This window comes from Desulfovulcanus sp., from assembly GCF_982781345.1.
Window position 1 is genome coordinate 1 of the sequence record NZ_CEYAEZ010000171.1, and the last position, 1,265, is coordinate 1,265.

At 40.5% G+C, this 1,265-nt stretch carries 1 protein-coding gene; it reads left to right on the forward strand.

Annotated features, from left to right (window positions below):
- Positions 1–132: 132 nt before the first annotated feature.
- On the forward strand, positions 133–1,083 hold the full coding sequence (locus AC3WVG_RS12010; protein WP_488798354.1) for a hypothetical protein: 951 nt from the start codon (positions 133–135) through the stop codon (positions 1,081–1,083).
- The last annotated feature ends 182 nt before the right edge of the window (positions 1,084–1,265 follow it).

Sequence of the window (1,265 nt, forward strand, 5' to 3'; positions counted from 1 at the left end):
GGCGGATTCGCGCTTCTTGCGAATCCGTCACAGTTTGCCTGTCCCCTTTGTCCTTGTTTCGTGGTAGTAAAAGATGATCGCCAGCGTAATGGAGATTGTGTAGAAGAAATTGTTCGGCTTCAAAAATAACTGATGAAAATTCCTAATAAAATAAAGATAGCTGTAGAAAATAGACTAAGCGCAATTAAATCGGCCGAATTTTCGCAAGACACTATAAAGCTTCTCCTGATCGAAATTAGGGAGTATCTTTCTAAGGACTCAGCATTAAAAGAAATAGCACATTTTATTGCACATCCGGAAAGAGATCGAGGACTAATTTTAGAGACTGTAAATTATGCGTATAATCGATCAAGAGTTTTGTTTCGTCAACTCGAAGGGAATAAGTCAGGTAAGGGATTGGAGCTAGACATCACAAATTTACCTATCGATATCTATGATACTGTTACATGGCATTTTAGTCATATCAAACCCAATAATTCTAAACTACTAAGATTTAAAAGGACATTCGTTTTCGACAAGAAAAATAATGTATATAGACCGAAGAAACAAATTACTCAAAATATTATCAAATACATTCAGGAAGCAATCGGCGTTCTCTCGCTTCAGCCAGCGCTATCTCAGACTGATATAATTAAAGAAATTGTCACAACAATAAAGCGTATAGGGCTGAGCGACTATTCAGAATCGATTATCAAAGAACAAAATGCAATCATGGTCTGCATTTTATCAATGCTTCACCAGTCATCCTTTATCCTGAAAGATGGAAAAACCGCCGAAGCTTACCTTAGTAATGAACCTATAGTTATTGATATGGACGGGAAAGTATACCTCGCCGCTAGTGTTAGAACTGAACTATCACCGGTATCTATAAGTTTCACATTGATTTCATCTGAGGTGACAATCAAGGAATCTTTTTCAAAAAGCATGATTAATATGGATTCTGGATTCCCAAGAATTGATTATACTAGATTTGACCACATTGAAGCGGTTAGAAATAGTGAAGGCAAGATGGTGTTTGTAAAATATGCAGGCAGAGCCGAACAAGGCGCTCCACCTGACCGCTATTCCGCTGGTGCTCCATAGCGGCAGGTGAGCTTGGTCGTTGTGCTGAATCACAGTCCACAATGACACGGTGGATAATCCATTTCAGGCCACAGATAAGGCGCATCATCACGGACCACCTTATCCAGAGTCCTACCGTCATTTCTAAGCGTCATTGGTTTACGCCCAAGACGTTTAGCGTCGCCCCCCGCGCGGGGGCGTGG

Bases quoted from the DNA above. Each gene is read 5' to 3' on its own strand.
- AC3WVG_RS12010 (WP_488798354.1), top strand. From the start codon at position 133: ATGAAAATTCCTAATAAAATAAAGATAGCTGTAGAAAATAGACTAAGC.